23 protein-coding genes are annotated in these 23,404 nt (G+C 65.4%); 17 read left to right on the forward strand and 6 right to left on the reverse strand.

From position 1 onward, the window contains the following. Positions 1 to 40: 40 nt before the first annotated feature. On the forward strand, positions 41 to 1,195 hold the full coding sequence (locus ACO1P8_RS14920; protein ID WP_486296668.1) for a UxaA family hydrolase: 1,155 nt from the start codon (positions 41 to 43) through the stop codon (positions 1,193 to 1,195). Further along, positions 1,192 to 1,506: a UxaA family hydrolase gene (locus tag ACO1P8_RS14925; RefSeq protein ID WP_486296669.1), complete on the forward strand. Its 315-nt coding sequence runs from the start codon at positions 1,192 to 1,194 to the stop codon at positions 1,504 to 1,506. The genes ACO1P8_RS14920 and ACO1P8_RS14925 overlap by 4 nt, the downstream gene beginning before the upstream one ends. A gap of 37 nt (positions 1,507 to 1,543) precedes the next feature. Here ACO1P8_RS14925 and ACO1P8_RS14930 read toward each other — a convergent pair whose 3' ends face one another. Continuing rightward, entirely contained in the window at positions 1,544 to 2,053 is a 510-nt protein-coding gene (locus ACO1P8_RS14930) for an RcnB family protein (protein ID WP_486296670.1), read from the reverse strand. Positions 2,054 to 2,245: 192 nt separating this feature from the next. Between ACO1P8_RS14930 and ACO1P8_RS14935 the strand changes: the two genes are divergently transcribed. The 4 genes from ACO1P8_RS14935 to ACO1P8_RS14950 all read left to right on the forward strand — a co-directional run bounded on the left by ACO1P8_RS14935 (position 2,246) and on the right by ACO1P8_RS14950 (position 6,624). Continuing rightward, positions 2,246 to 2,605: a hypothetical protein gene (locus ACO1P8_RS14935; protein WP_486296671.1), complete on the forward strand. Its 360-nt coding sequence runs from the start codon at positions 2,246 to 2,248 to the stop codon at positions 2,603 to 2,605. Beyond that, positions 2,605 to 3,237: an ATPase gene (locus ACO1P8_RS14940; protein ID WP_486296672.1), complete on the forward strand. Its 633-nt coding sequence runs from the start codon at positions 2,605 to 2,607 to the stop codon at positions 3,235 to 3,237. Before ACO1P8_RS14935 ends, ACO1P8_RS14940 begins: the two co-directional genes overlap by 1 nt. A gap of 194 nt (positions 3,238 to 3,431) precedes the next feature. After that, a complete protein-coding gene (locus tag ACO1P8_RS14945; RefSeq protein WP_486296673.1) occupies positions 3,432 to 4,958 on the forward strand; it encodes an ATPase domain-containing protein in 1,527 nt (508 codons plus the stop codon). After that, positions 4,945 to 6,624, forward strand: a complete 1,680-nt coding sequence (locus tag ACO1P8_RS14950; protein ID WP_486296674.1) for an ATP-binding protein — start codon at positions 4,945 to 4,947, stop codon at positions 6,622 to 6,624. Before ACO1P8_RS14945 ends, ACO1P8_RS14950 begins: the two co-directional genes overlap by 14 nt. A gap of 22 nt (positions 6,625 to 6,646) precedes the next feature. Here the strand turns inward: ACO1P8_RS14950 and ACO1P8_RS14955 are convergent, their stop codons facing one another. Next, positions 6,647 to 7,897 (reverse strand): flavin-containing monooxygenase, encoded by a 1,251-nt coding sequence (locus tag ACO1P8_RS14955; RefSeq protein ID WP_486296675.1) that lies wholly within the window; start codon positions 7,895 to 7,897, stop codon positions 6,647 to 6,649. Between the two features lie 237 nt (positions 7,898 to 8,134). Here ACO1P8_RS14955 and ACO1P8_RS14960 point away from each other — a divergent pair, with 237 nt between their 5' ends. From ACO1P8_RS14960 to ACO1P8_RS14980, 5 genes are read left to right on the forward strand one after another with little or no spacing between them, the layout of a single operon-like run. Beyond that, positions 8,135 to 9,256 (forward strand): ABC transporter ATP-binding protein, encoded by a 1,122-nt coding sequence (locus ACO1P8_RS14960; protein WP_486296676.1) that lies wholly within the window; start codon positions 8,135 to 8,137, stop codon positions 9,254 to 9,256. Then, the gene (locus tag ACO1P8_RS14965; RefSeq protein WP_486296677.1) at positions 9,253 to 10,251 is read left to right on the forward strand and encodes an NAD(P)H-quinone oxidoreductase; all 999 of its coding nucleotides are present in this window, start codon (positions 9,253 to 9,255) and stop codon (positions 10,249 to 10,251) included. Before ACO1P8_RS14960 ends, ACO1P8_RS14965 begins: the two co-directional genes overlap by 4 nt. Before the next feature lie 5 nt (positions 10,252 to 10,256). Next, positions 10,257 to 10,874, forward strand: coding sequence for a glutathione S-transferase (locus ACO1P8_RS14970; RefSeq protein ID WP_486296691.1), 618 nt, complete (start codon positions 10,257 to 10,259; stop codon positions 10,872 to 10,874). Between the two features lie 11 nt (positions 10,875 to 10,885). Beyond that, the gene (locus tag ACO1P8_RS14975) at positions 10,886 to 11,368 is read left to right on the forward strand and encodes a type II 3-dehydroquinate dehydratase (RefSeq protein WP_486296678.1); all 483 of its coding nucleotides are present in this window, start codon (positions 10,886 to 10,888) and stop codon (positions 11,366 to 11,368) included. An 11-nt stretch (positions 11,369 to 11,379) separates the two neighbouring features. Then, complete coding sequence (locus ACO1P8_RS14980; RefSeq protein ID WP_486296679.1) at positions 11,380 to 12,339, forward strand: 2-hydroxyacid dehydrogenase; 960 nt, start codon at positions 11,380 to 11,382, stop codon at positions 12,337 to 12,339. Between the two features lie 32 nt (positions 12,340 to 12,371). Here the strand turns inward: ACO1P8_RS14980 and ACO1P8_RS14985 are convergent, their stop codons facing one another. The 3 genes from ACO1P8_RS14985 to ACO1P8_RS14995 form a co-directional block, all read right to left on the reverse strand. Continuing rightward, complete coding sequence (locus tag ACO1P8_RS14985; protein ID WP_486296680.1) at positions 12,372 to 13,193, reverse strand: ABC transporter permease; 822 nt, start codon at positions 13,191 to 13,193, stop codon at positions 12,372 to 12,374. A 1-nt stretch (position 13,194) separates the two neighbouring features. Next, a complete protein-coding gene (locus ACO1P8_RS14990) occupies positions 13,195 to 14,049 on the reverse strand; it encodes an ABC transporter permease (protein ID WP_486296681.1) in 855 nt (284 codons plus the stop codon). A 94-nt stretch (positions 14,050 to 14,143) separates the two neighbouring features. Beyond that, entirely contained in the window at positions 14,144 to 15,169 is a 1,026-nt protein-coding gene (locus tag ACO1P8_RS14995) for an ABC transporter substrate-binding protein (RefSeq protein ID WP_486296682.1), read from the reverse strand. 325 nt (positions 15,170 to 15,494) lie between these two features. Between ACO1P8_RS14995 and ACO1P8_RS15000 the strand changes: the two genes are divergently transcribed. The 4 genes from ACO1P8_RS15000 (at position 15,495) to argE (ending at position 19,012) form a co-directional block, all read left to right on the forward strand. Then, complete coding sequence (locus ACO1P8_RS15000; protein WP_486296683.1) at positions 15,495 to 15,908, forward strand: RidA family protein; 414 nt, start codon at positions 15,495 to 15,497, stop codon at positions 15,906 to 15,908. Between the two features lie 21 nt (positions 15,909 to 15,929). Further along, entirely contained in the window at positions 15,930 to 16,601 is a 672-nt protein-coding gene (locus ACO1P8_RS15005; protein ID WP_486296684.1) for a DUF1028 domain-containing protein, read from the forward strand. Between the two features lie 182 nt (positions 16,602 to 16,783). Continuing rightward, on the forward strand, positions 16,784 to 17,761 hold the full coding sequence (locus ACO1P8_RS15010) for a LysR substrate-binding domain-containing protein (protein ID WP_486296685.1): 978 nt from the start codon (positions 16,784 to 16,786) through the stop codon (positions 17,759 to 17,761). 75 nt (positions 17,762 to 17,836) lie between these two features. Continuing rightward, positions 17,837 to 19,012, forward strand: coding sequence for an acetylornithine deacetylase (gene argE / locus ACO1P8_RS15015; protein ID WP_486296686.1), 1,176 nt, complete (start codon positions 17,837 to 17,839; stop codon positions 19,010 to 19,012). Positions 19,013 to 19,031: 19 nt separating this feature from the next. Here argE and ACO1P8_RS15020 read toward each other — a convergent pair whose 3' ends face one another. After that, positions 19,032 to 19,781, reverse strand: a complete 750-nt coding sequence (locus tag ACO1P8_RS15020) for an SDR family oxidoreductase (protein ID WP_486296687.1) — start codon at positions 19,779 to 19,781, stop codon at positions 19,032 to 19,034. Positions 19,782 to 19,978: 197 nt separating this feature from the next. On the opposite strand from ACO1P8_RS15020, the gene ACO1P8_RS15025 reads away from it, so the two are divergent. Together ACO1P8_RS15025 and ACO1P8_RS15030 are read left to right on the forward strand one after the other, a co-directional pair. Further along, positions 19,979 to 20,887 (forward strand): LysR family transcriptional regulator, encoded by a 909-nt coding sequence (locus tag ACO1P8_RS15025; RefSeq protein ID WP_486296688.1) that lies wholly within the window; start codon positions 19,979 to 19,981, stop codon positions 20,885 to 20,887. A 312-nt stretch (positions 20,888 to 21,199) separates the two neighbouring features. After that, positions 21,200 to 23,404 (forward strand): beta strand repeat-containing protein (locus tag ACO1P8_RS15030; RefSeq protein WP_486296689.1); only part of this gene is annotated, 2,205 nt, incomplete at its 3' end.

Genomic DNA, 23,404 nt, shown 5'->3' on the forward strand with positions numbered 1-23,404 from the left:
CGGAATTCAATCCAGTGACCCAGTCGCACCGAGGATAGCCATGACTTCATTGACCGCCTATACGCGCCCCGATGGGCGCCGGGGCATACGCAACCTGCTGGCGGTGGTCGCCGCCACGGACGCGGCCAACCCGGTGGCGCGCCGGCTGGCCGAGGCGCTGCCCGACTGCGTCGCGATTACACCGCTCTATGGCCGTGGCCAATTGGGCGCGGACCTGGCCTTGTCGATCCGCACGATGGTAGGGCTGGGCAGCCATCCCAACGTCTACGCGACGCTGGTGGTCAGCCTGGAGCGCGTCGCCGGCACGCGCGTCTACGACGGCATCCGCGCGGCGGGGACGCCGTGCGAAGTCATGGGTATCCAGGAAGAAGGCGGCACACCCGCCCTCTTCCGGCGCGGCCTGGCCCTGCTCAAGGAATGGCGCGCGCAAGCCGAAACGCTGCGACGCGAGCCCGCGCAGATGTCGGAGTTCGTCATCGGCCTGGAATGCGGCGGTTCGGATACCACTTCCGGCCTGGTCGCCAACCCGGCGATCGGTTGGGTCACTGACGGACTGGTCGACGCCGGCGCGACCGCGATTTTTTCCGAACCGGTGGAATGCCTGGGCGGCGAGGCGACGCTGGGCGCGCGCGCGGCCAGTGCCGGCGTGCGTGGGCGCATCGACGCCACTATCCGCAAATACGAGGAAATCGCCCGTCGTGCCGGCGTGGACCTGAACAAAACCAACCCCGCGCCCGACAATATCCGCGGCGGCCTGACCACCATAGAGGAAAAGTCGCTGGGCTCCATCTGCAAGACAGGCAGCCGGCCCATCCATGGCGTACTGGACTATGGCGAGGCGGCACCTGCCTCGGGCCTGTACTTGATGGACGCGCCCGCGCCCGCCACGGAGAACATCACCGCGCTGGCAGCCGGCGGCTGCCACCTGATTCTTTTCGCCACCGGGGTGGGAAATTCGATAGGCAATCCCGTGTCGCCCACCGTCAAGATATGCGGCAACGATCGGACCTGCCGGACATTCGCCGATCACATCGATGTCGATCTCAGCGACGTACTGCTGCACGGCCGCTCGTTGGAAGATGCGGGGGAACGGGTCCGGGACGCGATGGCCGCGGTGCTGAACGGCCGGTTGACGCGTTGCGAAATCCTGGGTGAAACCGAGACTGCCATCAGCCGCATAGGGGAATCCGTATGAAAGATCCTCAATCCCTGGCCGCCGAGGCGAAAGTCTGGGTGGTCCATCGCGACGACAATGTGGGCACCGTGGTGGGCGGCGACATCCGTGAACGAGGTCCCGTTCCGCTCGCCGGCTCGGGCCAAGGCATGGTGGACGTATGCGAGCCGGTGCCTTACGGGCACAAGGTCGCGCTGCGTCCGCTGGACGCCGGACAAGAGATTGTCAAATACGGCGTGGCGGTGGGCCGCCTGTCCAGCGCCGTGGCCGCCGGCCGCCACGTGCATGTGCACAACCTCGAATCGCAGCGTGGCCGCGGCGATCTGGGTTAGCCCAAACAGCCGCCGGCCATCGCGTCCGCGTTGATTATCAGTTTCCGAACACCGACTCCAGCACCACACCGGTGGCCACGCCGATCAGGAAGAAATCCGGGCCGACGCTGATCCAGTGATACCCGTGCGGCGGCTGGTGCAAGTGGTAAGGCCGCCAATCCTCGACCACATACTGATAGCCGCGATAGGGCTGGGGCACGCGTTGGCCCTTGTGCCAGCGTTCCGGAGGGGGGTCGCCCCGGTAGGCCTGGTGCCTATCGCGGTCGTGGCTCTTGGAATGGCCGGGCGGCCGGCCCTTGCCGTCGTCGTGGCGGTCGTGGTCATGGTCGTGGGAATCCTGCTTCTGCGGCCCCGGACGCCCATGGTCCTGGTGTCCCGAAGGACCGTCGCCGCGCGATTGCCCGGGCGGGCCGTTGCCGCGTTGCGGGCCCTGGGAGCCATTGCCATGTTGTTGTCCCGGGGGCCCGGGCTGCGCCCATACATAGCTGCAACCGGTCGCGAGCATCGTCGCCAATACCGCCGACGCGATCTTTCTTTTCATCCTCATGGCTTACTCCTGCGATGTCGGCACATGCCGACGGCCCGACTATATCGGCACCTAATGGATGAGAAGCGGCCATTCGTTACCTGCCGTAAGGGCGGCCCCGATTTGAAATCGACTGTGACACCCATTCGTGGAATGCCGATTCAATTTGGGAATTTTGGGTAAAATGGCCACATCGATAAGCCGGATGACGCCATGAGCCTGCCTGCCCCCCTGGACGATCCCCTGGACCGCTTGCCGGTCGCCGCCGCTTCGTCCGTCAAGAAAGAGGGCTGGCGCGGCATGATGCGCGCGCTGGCGCCCGAAGGCCGGTTGCTGATCACCAATCACAATCAGCCGGAGGCCGTGATCCTGTCCACGGCCGAATACGCGCGGCTGGTGCACGCCGCGCAGGCCGCCAACCAGGCCATGCCCGATCCGCTGGCGGAGCTGCGTCGCCGTTTCGATGAACGACTGGCGGTGCTCGACGATGACGACGCCGGGGATCGCCTGCGCGCCGCGATGCGGTCGCCCGGCCGGCTCGACGGCAAGGTCAAGGCCGGGCCGACGTATTGATGTCGCGCCCCGTCGTTTATGTGCTTGCCGGTGTAAATGGCGCCGGCAAAAGCTCGATCGGCGGCCATCTGCTGACGCAGGCGGCAGTCACGTGGTTCAACCCCGACACCTTTGCCCGCGAATTGGCGCGGCACCACGGCTACGCGGTGGAAGACGCCAACGCCGCCGCTTGGAACGAAGGCGTGCGACGCCTGGAACGCGCCGTATCGTCAGGCAAATCGTTCGCCTTCGAAACCACGCTGGGCGGCCGCACCATCGTACGCAAGCTGATCGCCGCAGCGGCCACGCACGACATCCTGGTCTGGTTCTGCGGGCTGCGCGACGCAGAGCAGCATATTGCCCGCGTCCGGCTTCGCGTCGCGCAAGGCGGTCACGATATTCCCGCGGACCGCATCCGGCAGCGCTGCCGCACGTCGCTGTTGAACCTGCTGGCCTTGATGCCCAGGCTGGCGCAATTGCGCATCTACGACAACAGCCTCGACGTCGCCGTCGGCCAGGCCATACCGGAACCCCGGCTCCTGCTCTGGATGGATGATGGGCAGCGGGTCTTTCCGGCCACGCGTCGCGAGGCAAGCACTACACCGGACTGGGCCAAGCCACTGGTGGAAGCGGCCTTCGCCGACGCGCCCTGATCCTCGATAAGCGGGCGTTGCTTATGCCGCGCATCGGGCGCCGGGCGCATCACATATACACACACTCGTAAACCGCACGCGCATGGCTCAGTACCAAGTGCCACACGTTGTAGCCATATGTTTGGAGAGCAGGCTGGTCATATTGGAATTTAGGGTACGCTAGATTTGTCTGCATCAAAGCGGAGAACAGCGCGATGAGTGACAGAACCAACGGCAATACTCCGAAATACAAGCCGCTACCTCGCATTTCGACCGGCAGCGAAGGACTCGACGATATCCTGGTCGGCGGGCTCGATCGGCACCGCATGTATCTGTATGAAGGCAACCCCGGCACGGGCAAGACCACCATTGCCATGCAGTTCCTGCTGGAGGGCGCGCGCCAGGGCGAACGCGTCCTCTACATTGCCCTGTCCGAAACCCGTCAGGAAGTGGCCCTGGTGGCGGAACGCCATGGCTGGTCGCTGGACGGCATCGACATCTTCGAACTGGTGCCTTCGGAAACCACGCTGGATCCTGACCGGGAACTGACGGTGCTGCACCCGGCCGAGGTCGAGCTGAACGAGACGACCAAGCTTATCCTCGACAAGGTCGAAGCAAGCAATCCTTCGCGGGTGGTGCTGGACAGCCTGTCGGAATTGCGGATGCTGGCGCAAACACCGCTGCGTTACCGCAGGCAGGTATTGGCGCTGAAGCATTTCTTCGCCAGCCGGCAATGCACGGTCGTGCTGCTGGACGATCTCTCGTCGGATTCCGTGGATCTGCAATTGCATTCGATCTCGCACGGCGTCATATCGCTGGAACAGCTTGCCATCGACTATGGCGCGCAGCGCCGGCGGCTGCGCGTGGTGAAAATGCGGGGCATCGATTTTCGCGGCGGCTATCACGACTTCACGATCAAAAAGGGCGGACTGGCCATCTATCCGCGGCTGGTCGCGGCGGAGCATCACAAGGATTTCCCGCGCGACCTGACCTCCAGCGGCAACCCGCGCCTGGACGATCTGTTGGGCGGAGGGCTGGAGCGCGGCACCAATGCCTTGCTGATCGGCGCGGCCGGTGTCGGCAAATCCTCCATCGCATTGATGTACGCGATCGCAGCGGTCCAGCGCAACGAGCCCGCCATTGTCTTCGCCTTCGACGAAGGGCGCGGCACGCTGGAGGCTCGCGCCGAAGGGCTGGGCATGCCCATCAAGGCGGCGCTCGAGAGCGGCCTGCTCACCATCCAGCAGGTCGACCCGGCCGAGCTGTCCCCCGGCGAGTTCGCCGCCATCGTGCGCGACAGCGTGGACCAGGGCGGCGCGCGCATCGTCGTCATCGACAGTCTGAACGGCTACCTGAACGCCATGCCGGACGGCCGCTTCCTGATTCTGCAAATGCACGAACTGCTGACCTATCTCGACCAACAGGGCGTGAATACGATATTGGTGCTGGCCCAGCATGGCCTGGTGGGGCCGATGGAGACGCCGCTGGATATCAGCTACCTTAGCGATGCGGTGCTGATGCTGCGCTACTTCGAGCATGGCGGTAAGGTACGGCGCGCGCTATCCGTCGTGAAAAAACGCAGCGGCCGCCATGAGCAGACCATACGCGAGTTCCGGCTTTCCTCGCGAGGCGTGGAGGTGGGCCCGCCCTTGGCATCGTTCAGCGGCGTTTTCTCCGGCACGCCCCAGTACACCGGCGAAAACCTTCCTCCCATGCCGAGCGACGACAATGGAGCTGCTTGACGGGCGCGAAGCCCGCGTTCTGGTCTTTGCTCCGATAGGCCGGGATGGACCGGCATCGGCGGCCGTGCTGCGCCGGTCCGGCCTGGATGTCGAAGTCTGTACCAGTATGGACGACGTGCTGGCTTGCGCGGACCAGGGCGTGGCGACCCTATGCGTGACCGAAGAGGCATTGTTCGGCAAAAACCTGGATGCCATGACAGCCTGGGTCGCGCGGCAAGCGGCATGGTCCGATGTACCGTTCGTGGTCCTTACCAGCCACGTACAGCAGCCCGCGGTGACGGCCTGGCGGCAGACCATGGTCGCTGCGTTGCGCAATGTCTCGCTCCTGGAGCGGCCGGTACACAGCATCACGCTGACCAGCGCCGTGCATGCCGCGGTTCGTGCCCGCATGCGGCAATACGAGATGCGCGCGCTGCTGCACGCGCGGGAGATGGCCGCCGCGGTTCTCGAAGACACGGTGCGCAGCCGGACGAGCGAGCTGGAAGCGGCCAACGCGGCGCTGCGCAAGCAGATGCGGGAGCGCGCCCTGGTCGAGGAATCGCTGCGCCATGCCCAGAAAATGGAAGCCCTGGGCCAATTGACCGGTGGCGTGGCGCACGACTTCAACAACCTGCTCATGGTGATTTCCGGCGGGCTGCAAATGCTGGACAGGCAGTCCGATCCGGATCGCCAGGCGCGCCTGCTGCGCGGCATGAAGCAGGCGGTCGAACGCGGTGCCGGCCTGACGCGGCAGTTGCTGACGTTTTCGCGGCGCCAGCCTCTGCAGGCGGAAACGATCGACCTCGCGCGGCGTATCCAGGGCATGCGCGAAATGCTGGAACGCAGCCTGAGAGGCGACATCAAGGTCAGCCTGCGCCTGCCGGATAGCCTGTGGGCGGTCGAGGTCGATCCGGGCGAGCTCGAGCTGGTACTGCTGAACCTGGCGGTCAACGCGCGCGACGCGATGCCGGCGGGGGGCACCATCGAGATCCGCGCCGAGAACGTACCGGACATGGACGAAGGCGGCCTGCGGGGCGACTTCGTCAGCCTTGCGGTCGTCGATTGCGGAACCGGGATGACGGAAGAAGTGAAGGCGCGGGTCTTCGAGCCCTTCTTCACCACCAAGGACGTCGGCAAGGGTTCCGGCCTGGGGCTGGCGCAGGTCTATGGTTTCGCGCGGCAGTCGGGCGGCAGCGTGCAGGTCATCAGCGAGCTGGGCAAGGGCACCACCGTGCGCCTGGCGCTGCCACGCTCCAGCAAGCCTTTATCCGCCGCCGCCCAGCCCGATATCGCGCCCCTTTCGGAGGCGGCGCACTGCGCGCACGTGCTGCTGGTCGAGGATGACGACGAGGTAGCGGCACTGGTCGCCGAAATGATGACGCAGCTGGGCTTCGAATCCACCCGGGTCGCCAGTCCCGCCGCCGCGCTGGGCGCCCTGGCCGATGGCCGGCGCATCGACGTGGTGTTTTCCGACATCATGATGCCGGGCGGCATGAGCGGCCTGGAACTGGCGCATGAAATACGGTCCCGGCGCATCGCTCTGCCCATCGTGCTGACCACCGGCTATGTGGGCCAGGACGCGCGCGCGGCCGAAAACGACGGCATCCCGGTACTGCCCAAGCCCTATCGGGTGGAAGACCTGGACGCGATCCTGCGCGCGGCGCTGGCGGGCCGGGCGCCGCGCTGATGGCGACGCCGGCCCGGGTGCATCAGGGTTTCCGGTAAGCCAGGTAATCGAGGTGGATGCCGATGTGATCCGCGATGTACCTGGCGTCATGCCAGACGCCCCAGATGAACGATGAGGAGCGGTTCGTCAGGTTCGGCAGGCCAAGGAAATAAATGCCTTTTTCCGCGGAGATCCCGCGCTTGTGCACCGGGTAGCCGTTCGCGTCGAACGTATCGATGTCCATCCAGCTGAAATCCACCTTGAATCCCGTCGCCCACAGGATGGTGCGGATGCCCGCCTTGGCGATGTCCAGCGTGGAGATCGGATGCGTCAGGCATTCCGGATCGTCGAGCAGTTTCCAGGCATCGGGTTCGGGCGGCAGGTCCAGTCCGTTCTGCTCGATATAGGCATCGGCCTCGCGCAAAACCTCGAAATAGTCCGCGTCGCCCTGTGCGATGTTCCTGGCCAGGCCTTCCTCGAAGGTCATCACGCCATTCTCATAGTTTTTGGTCACGCCGACCAGCGTGATGCCCATGTGCGCCAGCCGGCGGAAGTCGACGGTCTTGCCATTGTCGTAGCCGCTGACCGCGAACGCGACGTGCTCGCGCTTCGGCTTTTTCTTGACTTCGTCCCACATGCCCAGCGCGCCCAGCCACCAGCAGTAATCGCGTTGCCGGTAGGAACGGGGCGGACGATAGTGCTCGCCCACGGAAAGGTAAACCTCTCTGCCCGCCAGGCGCAGTTCCTCGGCGATCTGCGAGCCGGATGCGCCGGCGCCCACGACCAGCACCGCGCCCGCTTCCAATTGCGCCGGATTCTTGTAGGCCGAGGAATGCAGCTGGCGGATGCCGGCATCGGCCGGGACGATCGCCGGATAGCTGGGAACCTGGAACGGCCCGGTCGCCGCAACGACGTGCAGGGCCTCGATCACGCCCTCGGAAGTGGTGATGGTGAACCCTGGCCGCCCCGCGTTGCGCCTGACGTGCGTGACCTCGACCCCGGTGCGGACGGGTGCCTCGATCATGCGCGCGTAATCCTCGAAATACTGCGCCATGCGTTCCTTGGGCGGGAAAACCTCGGGACCGACATCGTCGAACGCCAGGTTGGGAAAGCGGTCGTGCCAGGCCGGGCCATTGGCCACGAGCGAATCCCATCGTTCGGAACGCCAGCGTTCGGCAATGCGCTTGCGTTCCAGCACGATGTGGGCAATCCCCTTCGAGCGCAGGTGCTCGCTCATCGCGATGCCCGCCTGGCCCGCGCCGATCACCAGCGTATTGGTTGTTTCGATGGACATTTCGAATTCCTAAGTAGTATCGAGACCTTGGCGGGCAGTGTGAGCGAGATCGCACGGTTTGATAACTTCGTTTTTCGGACGCCGGGCTTAGGAAAAAGCAAATGGCTGCCCGGCGATGGCTTTCGTTTTTTCCGATGAACCGCCTCAGTATCGACAAAGGGCCGCTGCCGGCTGCCTGCCGTATCCTTCGAAGCATCGATCATCAGACCGGGCTTCGACCTGTCGAGCCAGCCGCCCATGCAGACCAGCCCCCTTCCCCCGGAATCCGCCACCGCCGTCAGCCTGGAAGGCGTGGTCAAGAAGTACCGCGACCAGACGGTGCTGCAGCAACTGTCGCTGAAGATCCGGCGCGGCGAATTCCTGACCTTGCTGGGGCCTTCCGGCTGCGGCAAGACCACTCTGCTCAATCTGATAGCTGGCTTCGCGCAAGCCGACAACGGCGAAATCTTCATCGACGACCAACTGGTCACGGACCTGCCGCCCTATCAACGGCAGATCGGCATCGTGTTCCAGAACTACGCGCTTTTCCCCCACATGACGGTGGAACGCAATATCGGCTACGGCCTGCGCACGCGCCGCCTGCCATCCGCCGAAATCGCCCAGCGCGTGCGCGAGGCCATGGCGCTGGTGAAGCTGGATGGACTGGGCCAGCGCAAGCCCCGGGAATTGTCCGGCGGGCAGCAACAGCGCGTCGCCCTGGCCCGGGCCCTGGTGATCCGCCCCAAGGTCCTGCTGCTGGACGAGCCGTTTTCGGCGCTGGACAAGGGCCTGCGCGGTGCCATGCAGGTAGAGATACGCGAGATCCAGCGCCAGTTGGGCGTCACCACGGTTTTCGTCACGCACGACCAGGGCGAGGCGCTGAGCATGTCGGACCGCATCGCGGTGATGTCCAGCGGGGTAATCCGGCAGATCGCCACGCCCGACGAGCTCTACCGCAATCCTCAGGACCCCTTTGTCGCCGCCTTCCTGGGCGATGTGAATATCCTGCCCGCCCATTACCACGGCGCCGACCAGGACGGCATACAGCTGCGCCTGGGGGCCGGATTGATACGCGTCCCGCGCGAGCGCCTGGTCGGCGGTTCCCATGAAGGGCGGCGGCTGGACGTCTACGTGCGACCCGAGCAGATACGTCTCGAAAACCTGAACGGAGGCTCCGTCCTGAGCGGGACGGTCGTCAACCACGTGTTCCAGGGCGATCACATCGACTCCTACATCGACGTGGACATCCCCGTGGCGGGACACAAGCGCGTCATGGTCCGCAGCGCCGGACTCGACGCCCCCCGGCTGTGGCCCGTGGGCGCGGTCACCGCCCTGGTCCTGCCCGATCAAGGCATCAGCGTCTTCAACGCCGCGTCATGACCCATACTCCCGCCACCATGCAAGCCGTCATCGCGCGCCAGCCCGGCGACGCCGACGTCCTGGCCGTCGCCACGCGGCCCGTCCCCACCCCGGCCACGGGCGAAGTGCTGCTGCGCGTGCGCGCCGCCGGCGTCAACCGGCCCGACATCATGCAGCGGCAAGGCCTGGCCAAACCGGCGCCGGGGGTGACCGACATCCTCGGCCTGGAAGTGTGCGGGGAAGTCGTTGCATGCGGCCCCGGCGTGCCGGAGACCCTGCTCGGCCAACGCCTCATGAGCCTGCTGCCGGGCGGCGGCTATGCCGAATGGTGCGTGGCGCGTATGGACCACTCGCTGCCGGTGCCGGACGGCATCGGCGACGATGCCGCCGGCGCCCTGCCCGAAGGACTGTTCACGGTCTGGCACAACCTCTTCGAACTGGGCGGCCTGCGCATGGGCGAGACGGTGCTGATCCACGGCGCCGCCGGCGGCATCGGTACGCTGGCGATCCGCATGGCCCACGCCGCCGGCGCCAGGGTCATCGCCACCGCCGGCCGGACCGATCGCCTGCCCGCTTTGCGCGATATGGGCGCGGCGCATGCCATCTGCTACCGCGACGAGGATTTCGTCGCCGCCTGCCAGGATGTCACCCAAGGGCGGGGCGTGGATGTCGTGCTCGACATGGTCGGCGGCGATTACGTGCGCCGCAACCTGCAGGCGCTGGCCTTCGGCGGACGCCACGTCAGCCTGTCCTTCCTGCAGGGGTCCTCCGTCAATATCGATCTTCTGACCCTGATGCAAAAGCAACTGAGCCTGCACTCATCTACCCTGCGGCCGCAGAGCGCGGCGGAGAAGACACGCATGGCCACGGCCATCGCCACACACGTGCTGCCGCTGGTCGATGATGGCCGCATCCGCCCCCGCATCCACGCCGCCCTGCCCCTGGCCGCTGCGGCCGAGGCCCATCGGATGCTCGAAAGCGGGGCGGTGTTCGGCAAGGTGGTGCTCCTGCCATGACCGCACTGCAACTGCTTTATGCCCCGACGTCGCCCTACGTCCGCAAGGTCATGGTTAGCGCGCACCTGGCCGGGGTGGCAGACCGCATCCGATTCCTGGACAGCGCCGCCCACCCGATACGGCGCGACGGACGCATCGCCGCGCACAATCCGCTGGCCAAGGTCCCGACCCTGATCCTACCCGGCGGCCAGGCGCTGTACGACAGCCGCGTGATCTGCGAATACCTGGCCAGCCTGGGCGCCAACGACCACCTCTTTCCCGGCAACGGTCCGGCGCGATGGCTGGCGCTGACCCGCCAGGCGCTGGGCGACGGCCTGCTCGACGCCGCCCTGCTGGCCCGCTATGAGTTCACCGCGCGGCCCGCCGAACGCCAGTGGCCCGAATGGCGCGAGGCCCAGCTGGTCAAGGTGGATGCCAGCCTGGACGAAATCGAAGCCCAGGCGGCTGCCCTGGCGATACGGCGCCCGTCCATCGGCGACGTGGCGATCGGCTGCGCCTTGGGTTATCTGGATTTCCGCTTTCCCGACATCGACTGGCGCGCCGGCCACCCCCGCGCGGCCCGCTGGTTCGAGGAATTCCTGGCCTTGCCGGCCATGCAAGCGACCGTGCCACACGAAGCCTGAGGCCTGCCACCGTGAACAGCCCCATCGATACCACCTCCACTGCCACCGACGCCTTGACGGTCTGGTTTCTTAACGGCCCGAACGCCAATCTCTACGGCCTGGACGCGAACAAGACATACGGCTCGGAAAGTTTCCCCGTCCTGCGCGAGCGCTGCCAGAACAAGGCAGCCGCACTGCGCATGACGCTGAATTTTGTCCAATCCAACCACGAAGGCCAGTTGGTCGACTGGATCCAGGAAGCGCGCGGCACGGCGAGCGGCATCATTATCAACGCGGCGGGCCTGACGTATTCCTCCGTGCCCATCCTGGATGCGCTGCTGGCGTTCTCCGGCCGCATCATCGAAGTGCACATGAGCAATATCTGGCGACGCGAGAGCTTTCGCCATCATTCCTATATTTCCAAGGCGGCCGACGGCGTGATCGCCGGGCTGGGCGCCGAAGGCTACGAACTGGCCATCGAAGCCATGGCACGCCTGATCCGCCGGGCGGATTGAAGGACGACCCGATGAGCGCATCGACCACCGCGACGCCGTCAGGGTCGCTCGTATTCCACAGCGATTTCGACGACTTCGCGACCTGGCGCGACGCGCTGCGGGCGCGGCTGCCGCGGCTGGACATCCTTCACGCCAGCGAGATGTCCGACCGCTCGCGCATCCACTACGTCCTGGCCTGGAAGCCGCCCGAGGGCTTCTTCGACGGCATGGCCAATCTGCGCCTGATCGTCAATCTGGGAGCAGGAGTGGATTCGCTGGTCGGGCGCCGGGATCTCCCCGCCGGGGTGCCCATCACACGCATCACCGACCCGCACATGGGCCGGATGATGGCCGGCTATGTCCTCTTCGCCACGCTGCGCTACGCGCGCGATATTCCCCATTTCGAACAGGCGCAGCGGCGCGGCGAATGGGCGTACCGCCACCCGCGCTCCCCCGAGGACGTGCGCGTGGCCGTCCTTGGCCTGGGCGAGCTTGGCGCCTATGCCGCCCGCGAACTGAGCCGTCAGGGGCTGACCGTCATGGGTTGGTCGCGCAATCCGCGGCAAATCGAAGGGGTGCAATGCCACTCGGGCATGGATACGCTGGATGCCGTGCTGTCGCAAGCCGATATCGTCGTCGTCATGCTGCCGTTGACGCCGCAAACGCGCGGCCTGCTCGACCGGCAACGCCTGCAACGGCTGCCACGCGGCGCCGCGCTGATCAATGTGGCACGGGGCGCGCTGGTGGACCAGGCTGCCATGACGGATCTGCTGCGCAGCGGCCATATCGGCGGCGCCACCCTGGACGTCTTCGAGCGCGAACCGCTGCCTGCCGACGATCCGCTATGGCGGATGGAAAACGTATTGATCACCCCGCACCTTGCGTCCGTCGCCATCCCGGCCTCCGCCGCCATGCAGATCGCCGACAACATCCTGCGCGTTTCCGACAATCTGGAACCGGCGAACCGGGTCGACGCCGCGCGCGGCTATTGAACCAGCGCGAAGCGCCCGCCGGCCGCGGCCGCCTAGCGGGTTTCCTCGATGTTGAGAATTTTCCCCAGGCCCAGGAAGTAATTCGCGAACGCCAGCAAGCTGGCCGTCACCACGATATAGACGACCGACAAGGCGGCCAATGTAGGGTCCGCGAACTCGCGCACGTAGTTGTACATGAATACGGGCAGCGTCTGGGTGCTCTGCGTCGTGACGAACAGCGAGGCGGTGAATTCGCTGAAGGACATAATGGCTGCGAACAGCCAGCCGCCGAACAGCCCGGGCGCGAGCAGCGGCACCGTGATCGTGAACAGCACGCGCACGGGAGACGCGCCCAGGCTTGCGGCGCTGTGCTCCAGCCGTTCGTCCAGGTTCTCCATCGAAACGTAGACGCTGCGCAGCACGAAGGGCAGCACCAGCATAATGTGGCAAAGGATCACGATGGCATAACCGCGATCCAGCTTGAGCTGCGCCACCAGGATAAGCAGGCCCAGTCCCAGCGTGAAATGCGGGATCACCAGCGGCGACAGCAGGACGGCCTGCAGGGCGTGCTTGCCGGGGAACTCCAATCGCTTGACCGCGATCGCCAATGCCGTGCCGATCGCCAGCGCCAGCACCGAGGACCAGAGGGTGACGACCAGGCTGGCGCGGAAACCGTCCTTGAAGTCCGGATACGTGAAGACCCGGTCGAACCAGCGCCAGGACCACGCCGCCGGCGGGAAACTGAGCAGCGCCTTGTCGTTGAAGGAAGCCAGGGTCACTACCACCACGGGCAGCAGCACGAAAGCGAGCAGAATGCCCACCAGCAGCGGTGCGCCGATGCGCAGCCAGAACGGCGTGGCGTTACGTATTTTCATGTCAATGGTCCGTCGTGCTTTTCAGCCGGCGCGTCACCCTGCCCAGCAGCAGCAGGGAAACTACCGTCAATGCCAGGCCGGCAACGCTCAGGCTGGCCGCCAGGGGGAAATTCATGGAAGAAAATCCAAGCTGGTACACCAGCGTGGAAATCGTCGGCACCCGCCCGCCGCCTATCATCTGCGGCGTGGCGAAGGCACTGAAAGTCCAGGCGAAAGAGGTGGTGATGCTGGCCAGGATGCCCGGCATGGACAGCGGCAGCGTCACCGTCAGGAAGGTGCGCACCGGGCCGCTGCCCAGGCTCTGGGCGGCCTTTTCGTAATCCCGATCGATGTGCGAGATCGCGGTGGCCAGCATGAGCACGACGACCGGGATCGTCACATGCACCAGCGCGACCAGCACGCCGACGTGAGTGAACATCAGGTTCAGCGGCTGGTCCAGCACACCCAGCTTGCGCAGTACGGTATTGATGAAGCCGCTGCTGCCCAGGACGATGATCCAGGAATAGGTGCGGACGATCTCGCCCAGGAACAGCGGCGTGATCGAGACGATCAGGATGAAGGACTTCAGGACGCGATTGCGCACGCGCACCAGCGCGTAGGCCAGCGGATATGCCGCCAGCAGCGAACAGACCGTGGTCTCCACGCTCAGCAGGAAGGTATTGGCGAACGCCTCGAGATAGATCGGCTTGTCCAGGCCGGTGAAGTTCGCCAGCGTCAGGCCGCCGACGTCCATCGATCCCGGCACGAAGGCGCGCAGGCTGTACTGGAACACCGTTATCAGCGCGGCGCATATGCACAGCGCGATAAAGCTCGCCGGCGATATCAGCCATCCTCTCAGCCCCGAACGCGATTCCATAACTCCATCCGTTTTCGTCTACGTTGTCCTGCCGGAGCACGAACGTCCCGGCAGGACCGCCTGCCGGGACGTCGCGCCTGCGCATGCCGCGCCATCAGTTCATGATGTTCTCGGTGAACCACTTGCGCCACTCGGCGGTCTTTTCCGCGCGCAGCTTGTCGTCGATGACGATGGCCTGCGTGTCCCATTGCTGCTTGGTGGTGAACACGCCGGGCAAGGCGGCGTCTTGGGCGGAGACCTTGGCGTTATCCACCACCGGGCTGGCTTTTTTGTAGCTGACGATCTTGGCCTGCACCTCGGGCGACAGGGCGATGTTCATGAACTTGTACGCCAGGTCCTCCTTGGTGCTGCCCTTCATGATGGCCATGGTGTCCACGCCCAGCACGGCGCCCTCTTTCGGGATGACGACCTTGATGGGAACGCCCTGCCCGATCATGTAGTACGCGTTCATGGAGAGCAGGACCTGCACGGGCGTTTCCCCGGTGGCGATCAGTTGCTGGCTATTCGCGTCGTTGGTGTAGAAGGCCTTGAAATTGGGCTTCAGCGCCTTGAGCTTTTCCTCGCCCTTTTGCCACGTAGCCGCATCGCCGCCGGACAGCATTGCGGCGACCGTGATGATGTGGCTGGGGTCGAAGTCCGGCGCGGAAATCTTGCCCTTGAGCGCCGGGTTCCACAGGTCGTTCCAGCTATCGAACTTGATGCCCGGCGGCACCATGTCAGGCCGGTAGCCGATGGTATACACGTAGGCCCAGCTGCCGATGTGATACGGGCTGATCTTCGCGCGGTCGACCAGATGCGAATAGTTCGGCAGCTTGCTCGTATCCAGCTTTTCGTACAGGCCGGCATTGACGTAAAGCCAGCCGATGTGCGAAGTGGTGAACGTAATGTCGCTTTCGGGCTTGGTGGCCAGTTTGGCCTTGTTCAGCCGGTCTATCGTGCCACCGGTGATGTACTTGACCGGCACACCAGTCTGGCGCGTGAATTCCTTGCCGATGTTCTCGTCGATCAGATCCCGGAAGCTGCCGCCCCAGGTGCTGATGACCAAGGCGTCCTCCGCGCACGCCACGGTGGCGAACATCGCGCTGGCGAGGATCCCCGCCGATATAAGCTTTCGAACCATTGCAATCCCCTTGTGCTGTGTTGATGCGCTTGAATGCTTCCGATCGAGCGCAAATGATCGGATAGACCCATCGCCGGGCCAAGTCGCCTTTTCCTTGGGCATGGCTCGCATTTCCTGACGCGCCCATGGCCGGGGCGGAACGGTGGTGTTAACCCTGACGCTCCGCGCGTGCGGGTCGGAATTTCCGAGACAGTCCCCCGGAAAAAACAAATAGGCACGGCTGCCGCCTGGATCGACCATGGCGTCCATGCGGTCCAACGGATTCGCCAGAACACGGCTCCGCTCGGCGACACGGACATCCGATCCAACCTACCCCTACCCAACCATGAAACACACCCGCATCCGCACCTTCAATACCAAGGCGACCTATCCCGAACAGAACCTGGACAACGATCTATGCCAGGCCGTGGTGGCCCGGGGCAGCACCGTGTTCCTGCGCGGACAGATCGGCCAGAACCTGGACACCGCCGAAAGCGTGTGTATCGGCGACGCCGCGGGCCAGGCCGAACAAGCCATGGCGAACATCGCCATGCTGCTGAAGGAAGCCGGCGGAGAGCTCGAACATATCTGCAAGATCACCATCTACATCATCGACCCGCGCTATCGCGAGGCGGTCTACCGCGTGGTCGGACGCTGGCTCAAGGGCGTCTTTCCGGTCTCCACCGGCATCGTGGTGTCGGCTTTGGCCCGCCCGGAGTGGCTGGTGGAAATCGACGCGACCGCCGTCATTCCCGACTGACATCCGACCGGGGTTCCCGCCATGACTTTCTCGATCGTCGCCCGCTGCCCCGCATCCGGCCAGTTCGGCGCCGCGGTTTCCTCTTCTTCGCCCGCGGTCGCCGCGCGCTGCATCCGCGCCCGCGCCGGTGTCGGGGCGGCGGCCAGCCAGAACATCACCGATCCCGCCCTGGGCCCGCTGGCGCTGGATGCGATGGCCGGCGGCCAGACGCCCGAACAGGCGCTCGCCGGCCTGCGCCAGCGTCCCTATATCGAGTACCGGCAGCTCATGGCCATCGATGGCAGCCACCCGCCGGCCATCTACACGGGCAGCAGCGCGCTGGGCACGCTGGCGAGCGCGGCCGGCCGGGATGCCGCCTGCGCCGGCAATATGCTGGCATCGCTCGACGTTCCCGCCGCCATGCTGGCGGCATTCGAGCAGGCGCGGGGCACGCTGGCCGAACGCCTGATGCAGGCCCTGCTGGCGGGACAGGCCGCGGGCGGCGAGGCGGGCCCCGTTCACTCCGCCGGACTGTTGGTTTATGCCGACCTGGACTGGCCCATCGTCGACCTGCGCATGGACTGGGTGGAAACAGGACCGGTGGAAGCCCTGTACGAGGCCTGGAAGATATACGAGCCCCAGGTGGAGGACTACATCACCCGCGCGCGCGATCCGCGCGCGGCGCCCAGCTTCGGTGTGCCCGGCGATCTCTGACCGGTGCGTCCGGGGGCGAGCCCCGCGCAACGGTGGCGGCGGGCACGCCGCGGGCATATGTGGATACACTGCGATATCGTGCCGCGCGGATCGCCACAGGGGTGCGGGGCCGGTGGAGAGTCCCGCGGGCGGTTGCTCCGACCGGCGTCCAGGCCCACCCGATTACGTTCCCTCCCTGCACTATGCTCAATCGCATTTCCCTGCGGCAGATGGAGTACTTCGTCGCTACCGCCAAACACGGCAGTATCGCGTCGGCCTCCGCCCAGATCCATATATCCCCGCCTTCCATTTCGGCCGCCATCGCCCACATCGAAACCGAGCTGGGCGTGCAATTGTTCGTACGGCATCCGTCCAAGGGGCTCGCGCTGACCATCCTCGGGACGGAAGTGATGCAGGAATGCGAAGACCTGCTCGAACGCGCGTCCCGGCTGTATGGGATCGCGTCCGTATCGAGCGACACCATCCAGGGCGTGCTGCGCGTGGGCTGCTTCCAGTCGCTCGCGGCGATGGTCGCGCCGGAGGTCATCTTCGGCTTTTCGCGGGCCTTCCAGAAAGTCGAACTGCACATGATCGAGGGCGACCAGCAGGAACTTATCGGCAAGCTGCATACGCTGGACGTCGATGTCGCCATCACCTACGACCTGCAGCTGGGCGAAGAGATCCAGTTCGAGACACTGGCCCATCTGCCGCCCCATGTGCTGGTCAGCGAGCTGCACCCGCTCGCCCAGCAGATCGCCGTGACGCTGGACGAACTGGCCCAGCAGCCTATGGTGCTGCTGGATCTTCCCATGAGCAGGGAATACTTCATGTCGCTGTTCGCCAAGGCCGGCCTGGAGCCCAACGTCGTGGCGCGCTCGCGGTCCGAGGATGTCGTACGGTCCATGGCCGCCAACGGCATAGGCTATGCGCTTTTCAATGTGCGCCCGCGTTCGACCCAATCCCTGGACGGCAAGCGGCTCGTGCGGCTGCGCCTGGCCGGCGAACACCGCCCCATGCTGCTGGGGCTGGCCACCTACAAGCCCATGAAACCCTCCCGCCTGGCACAGGCTTTCATGCAACGCTGCCGCGCCTACATCTCGGACCAGTACATCCCGGGCATGAGCGCCGCCAGCTTCTTCGATCCTTATATCTCCGGCACCGCAGAGGACCAGGCCCCATGAGGCTACCCGCGTGCTTCCCTTTACCTCCGGCCTTCGGCGTCGCGCCGTCAGGGCCTTATCGCCATTAGCACAGCCATGACCAAGCCTTCGCCCTCCACCAGCGTCGCACTGTTGCGCGAACTGATCGCCTTCCCCTCGGTCACGATGACGCCCAATGCCGACCTGATGGCACGTGTACAGGAGTTGCTGCAGGACGCAGGCATCGCATCCATAATCGTCGCCGATCCCCAGGACCCCAGCCGATGCAATCTGTTCGCGTCCGTGGGACCGGAGAGCGAACCCGGCGTGATGCTATCGGGCCACACCGATGTCGTGCCCGCCAGCGGCCAGCCATGGACCGTCCCGCCGTTCGAGGCGACCGAACGGGAGGGCCGCATCTATGGCCGCGGCAGTTCGGATATGAAAGGCTTCGTGGCATGCGCGGTGATGGCCATGATCCAGGCCTCCGGACGCCCGCTCAAACGGCCGCTGCAACTGGCGCTGTCGTTCGACGAGGAAATCGGCTGCGTCGGCGTGCGGCACCTGATCCGCGCGCTGGCCGACATGCAGCCCGCGCCCTCGCTCTGCCTGGTCGGAGAGCCGACGCTCATGAAAATCGGCACGGGCCACAAGGGCAAGGCCGCCTATCGCGCCTTGTGCTGTGGCCAGGCCGGCCATTCCGGGCTGGCGCCCCGCTTCGTGAACGCCATACACACCGCAGCCGATCTCGTCGGCGCGCTGCGGGACGTACAGGAGGAGCTCGCCGCGAACGGCCCGCGCGAAGCCGGATACGCCATCCCGTACTCCACGGTTCATGCCGGCACCATACGCGGAGGCACCGCGCTGAACATCGTTCCCGAGGAATGCGCGGTGGACTTCGAGATCCGGGCCGTTGCCCAGGACGATCCCGCACATATCCTCGAACGCGTGCTGGAACGGACCGGATCGCGCATGCGCGACGCCAGGGCATTGCCGGACGCCGCGCCGCCGGAAGTCCACCTGGTCAATGCCTATCCGGGACTGTCCACGCCAGAGGACTCGCCCGCCGTGCGGTTGCTCGCTTCGCTGCTGCCGCCGGACACCCCCACCACCAAGGTTGCCTTCGGCACCGAAGGCGGGCTTTTCCGGCAACAGTGGAACGACACGACCGTGCTGGTCTGCGGGCCGGGCAGCATCGAAGTGGCTCACAAGGCCGACGAGTACGTGGAGGTGTCGCAAATCGAGGCTTGCGACCGCATGCTGGCGCGGCTTGTGGACCATCTTTGTCGGTAGCCCGCCCGGCCGCGCTTGCTCAGACCTGGGCCATGCCGCCGTCGACGAACAGCTCGGTGCCGTTGATATAGCTGGCCGAATCGGAAGCCAGGAAGGCCACGGCCTTGCCGATTTCCTCCGGCTCGCCAAGGCGGCCCAGCGGCACCTGCGCGGCCAGCGCGTCATACAGGCCCTGGCGGGCATCGTCGGGCACCAGGCCGCCCAGGCCCGGCGTACGGATCGGCCCCGGGCTGACCGCGTTGACGCGGATGCCGCGATCCTTCAGGTCCAGCGCCCACGAGCGCGCGAAATTGCGCACCGCCGCCTTGCTCGCGCTGTAGACGCTGAAGCTGGCGGTTCCCTTTACCGACGTCACCGACGAGGTCAGGATCACCGAGGCGCCATCCGTCAGGAGGGGCAAGGCCCTTTGCACGGTGAACAGCACGCCGCGCACATTGGTGCCGAAGATGCGGTCGAAATGCTCCTCTGTGATCGCGCCCAGCGGCATCATGTCGCCGCCGCCCGCGTTGGCGAACAGGATGTCCAGCTTGCCGGCCGTCCTGGCGATCTGCGCGTACACCGCGTCCAGGTCAGGCAGCACCGATGCATCCGCGCGGATCGCCGTCGCGGCGGGGCCGATCAGCGCCACGGCGGCATCCAGCTCCGCCTGGCGCCGGCCCGTAATGAAGACGCGCGCGCCGCGCGCGGCCAGTTCGCGGGCGGCCGCTAGGCCGATGCCGGTGCTGCCGCCCGTGACCAGGGCAATCTTGCCATTCAGTTGTTCGTTCATGATCTGCTCCGTTTCGTGATGGGAAAGTCGGGATATCCGCATCGAAGTGCGCCGGCGGCTCGCTTGTACCGGTGTCTTCGCGCAGTGCGTGAAGCGAACTTTAATCACCGCCAATTTATTGATAAATGGCAAATTAACTAAATGACTATCCACCGACATGTATAATCTCGGCCGGACAGACACGGGCGGGGCCATGCATGGATCAGTTATCCGCAATGCGGGCATTCGCCCGCGTGGTGGAAGCGGGCAGCTTTACGCGGGCCGCCGAATCGCTGGATATCCCGAATGCGACCATGAGCAAGCTGGTTCAGGAGCTCGAGGCGCATCTGGGCATCAAGCTGTTGCAGCGGACCACGCGCAAAGTCACCGTTACGCCGGAAGGCCAGGACTACTACGCGAAGGCCACCCGCATCCTGAATGACCTGGCGGACATCGACGCATCCTTCAATGCCACGCGGGGCTCGCCGCGCGGCAACCTTCGTGTGGATGTGGGCGGCCTCACCGCGCGCGATGTCCTGGTTCCCTTGCTTCCGGACTTCATGTCGCGTTATCTGGACATCCGCATCGAACTGGGGGTCGCCGATCGTGCGGTGGATCTCGTCGGCGACAATGTCGATTGCGTGATTCGGGGCGGCCCCCTGGCCAACTCGTCGCTGGTCGCGCGCCATATCGGCGATGCCATGATGGTCACGTGCGCCGCGCCGGCGTATTTGAAGCAGTTCGGCGTTCCGGCGTATCCGGGGGAACTCGAAAACGGGCATCGGTTGATCGCCTACGTCTCGCCCCAGAACGGCCGGGCCATGCCTTTCCGATTCCAGAAAGCGGACGAACGAATCGACATCAAGATCGCGCACCGAATCGGTATCAACGAAAGCAACGCACATTTCGCGGCGGGGATCGCGGGGCTGGGGATCATCCAGACATTCGCGTCCTCCGCCCGGCCGGCCATCGAGGCGGGGTTGCTGGTAGCGGTCCTGGAGGGCTGGCAGCCTCCGCCCTATCCGTTCCATGTCGTGTACCCGCAGAACCGCTACGTCACACACCGGCTGCGCGTCTTCATCGAGTGGCTGCTGACCGTTTTTCCGGACAAGATCCGAGGTATGTAGACGGATCAGCAAGCAAAGCGCCGCGACCATTCCTGACCGGCCCGCGAGTATCCGAAGACAGACGGATACCTGCGTTCTACCGGTTGCGCACTTGCGTACCCCACCCCATGCCCTGAAACGTCGCCCCCGGGGGGCGGCACAGCGCTGCGCTCCCGTACATCCCGACTTACCCTAGAAATGTAACTTGTCAGTAAGAAGCGTGACGCAATTACACTGGGAAGCACACAGCTTGTATTTATGTGAATTCAAATGAAACGCCGTCGAATACCCGTGCCCGCACATGGTGTTTCGGCGCCCGTTCAGGAGTTCGACTTGCCCGCCCGCCCCCGCCCCTCCGCGCGCACCGCGCCCCGCCAGTACTCGCCTATCGTTACCCCTCTGCAGTTCGCCCTTGGGCTCGCCTGCGGCTCGGTGTTGCTTTCGGCGTCCCCCGCAATGGCGGCCTGCACGCCCTCCGGCGACGTGTTTTCGTTCAACTGCAGCGCGCCCAATCTGCAAATGCAGGGCGACAACGGCAGCTCGTCCTTGACCCTTACCGACGTCACGGCGGACTCGGTGCTTGTAACCCCTGCCGTGAGCGCCACGGGGCCGGTCAACCAGACCTTGATACTGGACGGGCATACGGTTCTGAACCGATCCGACTATAGCGCGGTCATTGTCCAGCCCATCGTACCGATCGACGGCTGGACCGACAGCTGGAATGCCAACGTAACGATCGGCAGCGACGTCACCATTACGTCCGGCGGAGGCTCCGGCGCGGTATTCCTGCGGTCGGACAGCGCCAACCCCGCCGTCCATAACAACCTGAGCGTGGACAGCTCAGGCCAGGTCACGGCCAACACCGGTGATGGCATCACCGCCTCGTCGAACAACGGCGGCGTGACGGTGATCAATCGCGGCACAGCGATTTCCGCCGACGGGCGTGGGCTGTATGCGGACGGCGGCTACTACAGTCCGTCGACATCCCCCGTCACGGTCAACATCGAGAACTCGGGTACGGTCCAAGGCTATGTCGACGCCGTGCGATCGATCAACTACCAGGGCACCGCGAGCGCCAGCAATTCCGGCACGATCACTTCGACGACCCGGCGAGGCATCGTCGCATGGTCGAACAACGGCGACGCGCAGGCGACGAATTCCGGCTATATCAGCTCGGGCAATGACGACGGCGTCGTGGTGGAAACCGAGAACGGCAACGCCACCATGGTCAATAGCGGCTCGATCGTCGCGAACAAGAACACCGCCTATACCGCTATCGGATTGGGGTTCGCCGGAATCCGCACCTACGCGGATACCAGCGGCTCGGTCATGGTGACCAACGAGGCGGGAGGCCATGTCACGGCCAACTATGGGGAAGGCATCGCCGCGTATACCCCGCAGGGCGACGTCACGGTCACCAATGCCGGCCGGATCGATGCGTTGTCTGGCGTCTACGCAAACGCCGATGACGGAACGATCCAGATTTCCAACAGCGGGCAGATCATCGGCGCGACCGACGGCATACGCGTCCTCAACGCCAATGGCGGAACGATCCTCAACTCCGGCACCATCCAGGCGCCCACCGCGCTCAACATTGCAAGCGACAGCATCGGCGCCGTGACCAACAGCGGCCTGATCGCCGGCACCCTCTTCAACGGCGGAACGCGGGACCTGAGCATCGCCGGAGGCAGCAGCGGTACGGGAACGCTGACGGGCGCGAGCGGCGGCACGAGCGCGGCGGACAAGGGAACCATCACCAGCACCGGGGCCAACGTGCTCTTCACGGGCGGCGACCTGCTGCTGAACGACGATATCAATGTCGCCGGCCACGCCGTCATCAATAGCGGCGCGAACCTGCACATCAGTAATGCCATCGCGGTCACGGGCAACTACACCCAGATCGGGGGCGGCCTCGTCTTCCAGGCCGCCAGCCCGGCCAGTTACGGCCGGCTGGATGTCAGCGGCACCGCATCCGTCAGCAACTCCAGCATCAGCCTGAGCGGCCCCGCCCTGGATGCCGGCCAGTCCTACACCCTGGTCAGTGCCGGCACGGCCGGCGCCTATAGCGGCAATACCGCCTTCTTCTCCGTCAATGCGGGCCTGCTCGCGCGCATGAGCCAGATCGGCAATGACCTGGTCGTCACGATTTCCCCCGACGGCCAGCATCACTATTGGGACGGCGCCAATACCAGCGCGGACGGCACCATCGCCGGCGGCTCGGGCACCTGGACAGCGACCGGCACGAACTGGACCAACACCGATGGCACCGGCAACGGCACGCTCGACACCGCCGATGTGCGTCCGGTATTCGGCGGCGCCGCCGGCACCGTCACGGTGGACGACAGCCAGGGCGCGATCAAGGTCAGCGGCATGCAGTTTTCCACCGACGGCTACCGAGTGACGGGCGACGCCATCGGCCTGACCGCCGCCGCCTCGGCTTTCGAGGTCGATGACAACGTCAACGCCACCATCGATTCGGCCCTGCAAGGGACGGGGGGCTTGGCCAAGACCGGCAACGGCATGCTGGTCCTGAACGGC

The organism is Bordetella sp. (genome assembly GCF_057362025.1).

Excerpts from the sequence above, each read along its gene's own strand:
- ACO1P8_RS14940 (WP_486296672.1), top strand. The coding sequence starts at position 2,605 with ATGTCGCGCCCCGTCGTTTATGTGCTTGCCGGTGTAAATGGCGCCGGC.
- ACO1P8_RS15005 (WP_486296684.1), top strand. The coding sequence starts at position 15,930 with ATGACTTTCTCGATCGTCGCCCGCTGCCCCGCATCCGGCCAGTTCGGC.
- ACO1P8_RS15010 (WP_486296685.1), top strand. The coding sequence starts at position 16,784 with ATGCTCAATCGCATTTCCCTGCGGCAGATGGAGTACTTCGTCGCTACC.
- ACO1P8_RS14995 (WP_486296682.1), bottom strand. The coding sequence starts at position 15,169 with ATGGTTCGAAAGCTTATATCGGCGGGGATCCTCGCCAGCGCGATGTTC.
- ACO1P8_RS14990 (WP_486296681.1), bottom strand. The coding sequence starts at position 14,049 with ATGGAATCGCGTTCGGGGCTGAGAGGATGGCTGATATCGCCGGCGAGC.
- ACO1P8_RS15020 (WP_486296687.1), bottom strand. The coding sequence starts at position 19,781 with ATGAACGAACAACTGAATGGCAAGATTGCCCTGGTCACGGGCGGCAGC.
- ACO1P8_RS14965 (WP_486296677.1), top strand. The coding sequence starts at position 9,253 with ATGACCCATACTCCCGCCACCATGCAAGCCGTCATCGCGCGCCAGCCC.
- ACO1P8_RS14955 (WP_486296675.1), bottom strand. The coding sequence starts at position 7,897 with ATGTCCATCGAAACAACCAATACGCTGGTGATCGGCGCGGGCCAGGCG.
- ACO1P8_RS14960 (WP_486296676.1), top strand. The coding sequence starts at position 8,135 with ATGCAGACCAGCCCCCTTCCCCCGGAATCCGCCACCGCCGTCAGCCTG.
- ACO1P8_RS14945 (WP_486296673.1), top strand. The coding sequence starts at position 3,432 with ATGAGTGACAGAACCAACGGCAATACTCCGAAATACAAGCCGCTACCT.
- ACO1P8_RS14930 (WP_486296670.1), bottom strand. The coding sequence starts at position 2,053 with ATGAGGATGAAAAGAAAGATCGCGTCGGCGGTATTGGCGACGATGCTC.
- ACO1P8_RS15025 (WP_486296688.1), top strand. The coding sequence starts at position 19,979 with ATGGATCAGTTATCCGCAATGCGGGCATTCGCCCGCGTGGTGGAAGCG.
- ACO1P8_RS15000 (WP_486296683.1), top strand. The coding sequence starts at position 15,495 with ATGAAACACACCCGCATCCGCACCTTCAATACCAAGGCGACCTATCCC.
- ACO1P8_RS14920 (WP_486296668.1), top strand. The coding sequence starts at position 41 with ATGACTTCATTGACCGCCTATACGCGCCCCGATGGGCGCCGGGGCATA.
- ACO1P8_RS14950 (WP_486296674.1), top strand. The coding sequence starts at position 4,945 with ATGGAGCTGCTTGACGGGCGCGAAGCCCGCGTTCTGGTCTTTGCTCCG.
- ACO1P8_RS14935 (WP_486296671.1), top strand. The coding sequence starts at position 2,246 with ATGAGCCTGCCTGCCCCCCTGGACGATCCCCTGGACCGCTTGCCGGTC.
- ACO1P8_RS14985 (WP_486296680.1), bottom strand. The coding sequence starts at position 13,193 with ATGAAAATACGTAACGCCACGCCGTTCTGGCTGCGCATCGGCGCACCG.
- ACO1P8_RS14925 (WP_486296669.1), top strand. The coding sequence starts at position 1,192 with ATGAAAGATCCTCAATCCCTGGCCGCCGAGGCGAAAGTCTGGGTGGTC.
- ACO1P8_RS14980 (WP_486296679.1), top strand. The coding sequence starts at position 11,380 with ATGAGCGCATCGACCACCGCGACGCCGTCAGGGTCGCTCGTATTCCAC.
- argE (WP_486296686.1), top strand. The coding sequence starts at position 17,837 with ATGACCAAGCCTTCGCCCTCCACCAGCGTCGCACTGTTGCGCGAACTG.